Below are 6,228 nucleotides of genomic sequence, written 5' to 3'. Positions count from 1 at the left end.
CGATGAGGCGTTACTGGCGTGCCATCGCGACTCACGTCGCTCCCACATCGGCATCATTGCGCTTCAGCCATCCAGCTCCGACCAGCGCTGGTAGGCGAGGTCCAGCTCAGCCTGTCGGGCGGCAAGTTCATCGTTCGCGCGCTGCAGGTCGGCCGGCGCTTGCTGGTAGTAGGCCGCATCGTTCATCGCGGCGGTGCGTGCGGCGATGTCGGTTTCCAGGGCTTCGATGCGCGCCGGCAGCTGTTCCAGCTCGCGCGCTTCCTTGAAGCTCAGCTTGCGCTTGGCGGCCACGGGTTCGGGCTGTTTCGACAGTGCGGGTTTGACCGGTACGGATGCCGTGGCGGTCGCGCCGGGCGCGCGGCGCTGGCGCAACCAGTCCGAGTAACCGCYGACGTAATCCCCCAGTCGTCCTTCGCCCTCCAGCACCAGGGTACTGGTGACCACGTTGTCGAGGAAGTCGCGATCGTGGCTGACTAGCAGCAGCGTGCCCTTGTAGTCGAGCAGCAGCTCTTCCAGCAGCTCCAGCGTCTCGACGTCCAGGTCGTTGGTCGGTTCGTCCATCACCAGCAGGTTGGAGGGTTGTGCGAACAGCTTGGCCAGCAGCAGCCGGTTGCGCTCACCGCCGGACAGGCGGGTGATCGGCGCACGCGCGCGTTCAGGCGAGAACAGGAAATCCTGCAGGTAGCCGATGACGTGCTTGCGACTGCCATTGATCTCGACGAAGTCGCTGCCCTCGGCGACGTTCTCCAGCGTCGTGCGGGAGTCGTCCAGCTGGCTGCGGTGCTGGTCGAAGTACGCGATCTGCAGGCCGGTGCCCAGCTTCACTTCGCCCTGCTGCGGCGCGAGTTCGCCCAGCAGGATCTTCARCAGGGTCGACTTGCCCGCGCCGTTGGGGCCGATGATGCCCACGCGATCGCCGCGCATGATCGTCGCGGACACGTCGTCCAGCAGCACGCGACCGTCGTAGGCCTGGGTGATGTGCTTGGCCTCGATGACCTTCTTGCCCGACGACTGCGCCGCCGCGGCCTCCATCCTCACGTTGCCGGACAGCTCGCGGCGCTGGGCGCGCTCGCGGCGCATCGCCTTCAGTGCGGTGACGCGGCCTTCGTTGCGCGTGCGGCGGGCCTTGATGCCCTGTCGGATCCAGACCTCTTCCTGCGCCAGCAGCTTGTCGAAGCGCGCGTTCTCCTGCGCCTCGGCGTGCAGGCGTTCTTCGCGGCGGCGCAGGTAGTTGTCGTAGTCACCCGGCCAACTGGTCAGCTGGCCGCGGTCGATTTCGAGGATGCGGGTGGCCAGCGAGCGCAGGAAGCTGCGGTCGTGGGTGACGAAGACGATGCTGCCACCAAACGACTTCAGGAAGCCTTCCAGCCAGGCGATCGCCTCGATGTCGAGGTGGTTGGTGGGCTCGTCCAGCAGCAGGATGTCGGGGTTGCGGACCAGGGCCTGCGCCAGCAGCACGCGGCGCTTCATGCCACCGGAGAGCGCCGCGAAGTCGGTCTCCTCCGGCAGCTCCAGCCGTGTCAGCACCTGCTGCACGCGCAAGTCCAGGTCCCAGCCATTGCGCGCCTCTATCAGCGCCTGGGCTTCACCCATCGCCTCCATGTCGCCGTCGTGGAGTGCATGGTGGTAGCGCGCCAGCAGCTGGCCCAGGTCGCCCAGGCCCTCGGCGACCACGTCAAACACGGTGCCCTGCGTATCCTGCGGCACTTCCTGAGCCATGCGCGCGACCACCACGCCGTTCTGCACGCGGATCTCGCCGTCGTCCGGCTTCAGCTCGCTGGCCATCAGGCGCATCAGGGTGGATTTGCCCATGCCGTTGCGGCCGACGATGCAGACGCGCTCGCCGGGTTCGATGGACAGGTCGACGTGTTCGAGGAGAAGCGGCCCGCCGACGCTGAAGTCGACCCGCTGGAATTGCATCAGGGACATGTGTGTATTGTAGCCGGCGCGCCCTGCCGGCGGCCGCCGGTCAGGCGGTTTCGATGGCCCGGCTGCCCAGTTCGGCGTGCCGGCGTTCCATTTCCTCGCGCAACTGGCGGCGCAGGCGCGCGGCGGCGAAGCGGCGGATCTCGTCCGGCGTGGACGGCGCCAGTGGCGGGACCGGGGTGGTCCGGCCGTCGTCGTCCACCGCCACCATCGTGAAAAAGCAGCTGTTGGCGTGGCGCACGCTCTGTTTGCGGATGTCCTCGGCGACGACCTTGATGCCGATTTCCATCGACGACGTACCGGTGTGGTTGACCGAAGCGAGGAACGTCACCAGTTCGCCCACGTTGATGGCCTGGCGGAACATCACCTGGTCCACCGACAGGGTGACCACGTACTTGCCGGCGTAGCGGCTGCCACACGCGTACGCCACCTGGTCGAGCAGCTTGAGGATCGCGCCGCCGTGGACCTTGCCGGAGAAGTTGGCCATGTCCGGCGTCATCAGCACCGTCATGGTGAGCTGGTGGCTTTTGAGCGATTCCATGGCGCGCCTCCTGGGGGTGAGGCGCGCAGGCTAACCGATCCCGACACGCCCTGTGATGGTCACCCGTGTCGTAGAGCGGAGCTTGCTCCGCTTCACGCCTGGTGAAAGAAAGAACGGGCCGCTTTCGCGGCCCGTTCTTCGAGGCGGAGGCGCTGAATCCCTGTGTTAGCAGGGATGACGGCCCGGCAAAGGCGCCTGCGAACGCAGGCGCGCCGGGTCGTCACTTCAGCTTGGCGTCCTTGCGCAGCGCTTCGGCGCGGTCGGTCTTCTCCCACGAGAAGGCGGTCGCGGTGTGCTTCTTGCCGGCGGCGTCCACGTAGCTGATCTCGCGCGGCTTGCGACCGAAGTGGCCGTAGCTGGCGGTCGGCTGGTAGATCGGGTGCTCGAGGTCGAGCATCCGGGTGATGCCGTACGGGCGCAGGTCGAAGTGCTTGCGGATCAGCTTCTCGATCACGTCGTCGCCGACCTTGCCGGTGCCGAAGGTGGTGACCGAGATCGAGGTCGGCTCGGCCACGCCGATGGCGTAGGAGACCTGCACTTCGCACTTGTCGGCCAGGCCGGCGGCCACGATGTTCTTGGCCACGTAGCGCGCGGCGTAGGCCGCCGAGCGGTCGACCTTCGACGGATCCTTGCCCGAGAACGCGCCGCCGCCATGGCGGGCCATGCCGCCGTAGCTGTCGACGATGATCTTGCGGCCGGTCAGGCCGCAGTCGCCCACCGGGCCACCGATGACGAACTTGCCGGTCGGGTTGATGTGCACCTTGTTCTTCGGCAGCGCGTCCAGCCACTTCTTCGGCAGCACGGGCACCAGGATCTCGGCGCGCACGGCCTCGATCAGGTCCTTCTGCTTGATGTCCGGGTCGTGCTGGGTCGACAGCACCACGGCGTCCAGGCCCAGGACGGTGTTGCCGTCGTAGCGCAGGGTGACCTGCGACTTGGCGTCGGGGCGCAGCCACTTCAGCTTGYCCTTCTTGCGCACCTTGGCCTGCTGTTCCACCAGGCGGTGGCTGTAGTACAGYGGGGCGGGCATGAATTCCGGCGCCTCGTTGCAGGCGTAGCCGAACATCAGGCCCTGGTCGCCCGCACCCTGTTCTTCCGGCTTCTTGCGGTCGACGCCCTGGTTGATGTCGGGCGACTGCTTGCCGAGCATGTTGATGATGGCGCAGGTGTGGCCGTCGAAGCCGACGTCCGAATTGTCGTAGCCGATGTCATTGATGACCTTGCGCGCCAGCGACTCGATGTCGACCCACGCGCTGGTGGTGACTTCGCCGGCCACGATGGCGGCGCCCGTCTTCACCAGCGTCTCGCAGGCCACGCGCGCGCGCTTGTCCTGGGCCAGGATGGCGTCCAGCACGGCGTCGGAAATCTGGTCTGCGATCTTGTCCGGATGGCCTTCGGAGACCGATTCGGAGGTGAACAGGTAGCTGGACATCAGGCTTATATCCTTTGATTCGGATGAAAAGATGGGCGCGCATGATACACGCCGGGGGCGGTGCGTGCATTCTGCGCCGTTCAGGGTCCGCCGGGGTTAAGCGGGCATCAAGCGCACCTGTCACCGGATTGCCAGAAAACCGCAACCGCACTGTCGCAGGCCAGGTGCAGGCTGCGCGGCGAAACCCCGCCGCCGGTCCCGCCATGCATCCGCTGGAACGCCAGATCGCCGAACGCTATCCCCACTGGTTCCGCGGTCGCCGCGCCCGGCTGACCCAGCCGCTGCTGCGCACACTCGGGCGCTGGTCGAAGCTCGACCAGGCCTATGCATTCCTTGCGGACCACGGCCACCTGCAAGGGCTCGACTTCATCGATGCCGCGATCGATCACCTCAACCTGCGCCCGACAGTGGATGCGGCCGGCGAGCAGCGCATCCCGGCGCAGGGACGGCTGCTGATCGTGGCCAACCATCCTTCCGGCGCGCTGGATGCGCTGGCGCTGCTGCAACTCGTCGGTCGCGTGCGCCGTGACGTGAAGATCGTGGCGAACGATGTCCTGTCCGGCATCGCCCACATCGCCGGTCTGCTGCTGCCGGTGCGGATTCTCGGCGGGAAGCCCAGTGGCGAGAGCGTGCGCGCCGTGGAGCAGGCGCTGGCGGCCGAACAATGCGTCATCGTCTTTCCGGCCGGTGAGGTGTCGCGCCTGGGTCCGCGCGGCGTGCGCGACACCCGCTGGCGCCGCGGCTTCCTGCGTTTCGCGCGTGCGACCGGTGCGCCGGTGCTGCCGATCCGTGTGCAGGCACGCAACTCGCCGCTCTTCTATGGGGCCTCTGCGCTGTTCAAGCCGGCGGGTACGGCGTTGCTGGCGCGCGAGATGTTCCGCCGCAGCCAGCGGCGCCTGCAGCTGCATGTCGGCCAGCCGATGCGGATCGATACCGACGGCGATGCAGCCGTCGCGATCGCGCGCGTGCGTGCGGCACTCTACGCGCTCGGCCGGCGGACGCGGCCCGGAACGAACGAGTGCAGCGATGCGCCGGAGCCGCTGCTCGATGCCCTGGCGCCGGACACGCTCGAGGCCTGCATCGCCACCCTCGACGTGCTGGGGCAGACGACGGACGGAAAGCGCATCTGCGTCGGCCGGCTGGCCGGTGGTTCGCCGCTGCTGCGCGAGATCGGCCGGCTGCGCGAACTGACGTTCCGCGCGGTGGGCGAGGGCACCGGCAAGCGCCTGGACGTGGATGCGTTCGACACCTGGTACGAACACATCGTGCTGTGGGATGCCGCCCACAGGAAGATCGCCGGTGCCTATCGGATCGCGCGCGGCGCGCCCGTGCTGGCGGCGCAGGGACTGAAGGGCCTCTATACCGCCACGCTGTTCGACTATGCCGACGACGCGCTGCCACGCCTGGCCTCTGGCATGGAGCTGGGCCGCAGCTTCGTGGTGCCCGACTACTGGGGCAGCCGCAGCATCGACTACCTGTGGCAGGGCATCGGCGCCTACCTGCGCCGGCATCCGCGGGTGCGCTACCTGTTCGGTGCGGTGTCGATGAGCGCCGCCCTGCCGCTGCACGCGCGCGAACAGATCGTGGCGTACTACGCGCACTACTACGGCGACGCGAACGGCGAGGCGCGATCGCGCCATCCGTTCCGCTATACCGCCACGCCGCCGCGTTTCGACGCGCTGGACGCCGATACGGCCTACCGTGTGCTGAAGACCAACCTCGACACGCTGGGCGCAACCATCCCGATGCTCTACAAGCAGTACACCGAGCTGTGCGAGCCGGGGGGTGCGCGTTTCCTGGCTTTCGGGGTGGACCCGGATTTCAGCGATTCGATCGATGGCCTGATCGAGGTGGACCTGCACCGCATCCGGCCGAAGAAGCGCGATCGCTATCTGGGCGAGGCGTGGCGTCCGATGGAAACGGCAGCATGAGTTCGCGGGCCGCGCCACCTGCGATGCGGCGCGCGGTCTTCGTCTCCGACGTGCATCTCGGCTCCAAGCACTGCCACGCGGCGGAGTTCGCCGATTTCCTCGCAGGATTGCGTTGCCGGCGGCTTTATCTGGTCGGCGACATCGTCGACCTGTGGTGGATGGCACAGCGCCGCGCGTCCTGGGATGCGGCCCACAACCGCGTGGTTGAGGCGCTGCACGCGCTGGCACGCAACGGGACCGAACTCGTCTACGTGCCCGGCAACCACGACAGGCCGATCCGCCGATTCTGCGGCCTGATGCTGCCCGCCATGCAGGTGCGGCGCCGCGCGATCCACACCACGCTCGATGGGCGCAGGCTGCTGGTCACGCACGGCGACGACTACGACGGCGTCACCCAC

General features: G+C 67.7%; 4 protein-coding genes and 1 pseudogene. 2 read left to right on the top strand and 3 right to left on the bottom strand.

Annotation, left to right across the window (positions count from 1 at the left end):
• Positions 1–63 precede the first annotated feature (63 nt).
• The 3 genes and pseudogenes from AC04L7_RS10615 to metK form a co-directional block, all read right to left on the bottom strand.
• Positions 64–1,929 carry an ATP-binding cassette domain-containing protein gene (locus AC04L7_RS10615; RefSeq protein ID WP_475512971.1) on the bottom strand — a complete coding sequence of 622 codons (1,866 nt, stop codon included), beginning with the start codon at positions 1,927–1,929 and terminating at the stop codon, positions 64–66.
• A gap of 39 nt (positions 1,930–1,968) precedes the next feature.
• A pseudogene (locus AC04L7_RS10610) lies at positions 1,969–2,467 on the bottom strand (acyl-CoA thioesterase); the annotation flags it as partial.
• A 220-nt stretch (positions 2,468–2,687) separates the two neighbouring features.
• Positions 2,688–3,899, bottom strand: a complete 1,212-nt coding sequence (metK, locus tag AC04L7_RS10605; RefSeq protein ID WP_475512970.1) for a methionine adenosyltransferase — start codon at positions 3,897–3,899, stop codon at positions 2,688–2,690.
• A gap of 203 nt (positions 3,900–4,102) precedes the next feature.
• On the opposite strand from metK, the gene olsF reads away from it, so the two are divergent.
• Complete coding sequence (gene olsF / locus AC04L7_RS10600; protein ID WP_435996939.1) at positions 4,103–5,830, top strand: bifunctional ornithine lipid synthase OlsF; 1,728 nt, start codon at positions 4,103–4,105, stop codon at positions 5,828–5,830.
• Positions 5,827–6,228: UDP-2,3-diacylglucosamine diphosphatase (locus AC04L7_RS10595; RefSeq protein ID WP_475512969.1), on the top strand; the 402-nt coding region annotated here is incomplete at its 3' end. The genes olsF and AC04L7_RS10595, both read left to right, overlap by 4 nt.

The sequence above is a fragment of the Pseudoxanthomonas sp. LjRoot204_2 genome, assembly GCF_056175765.1.
The sequence above is the reverse complement of the archived record's forward strand: the minus strand, read 5'-3'. Positions and strand labels throughout refer to the sequence as shown.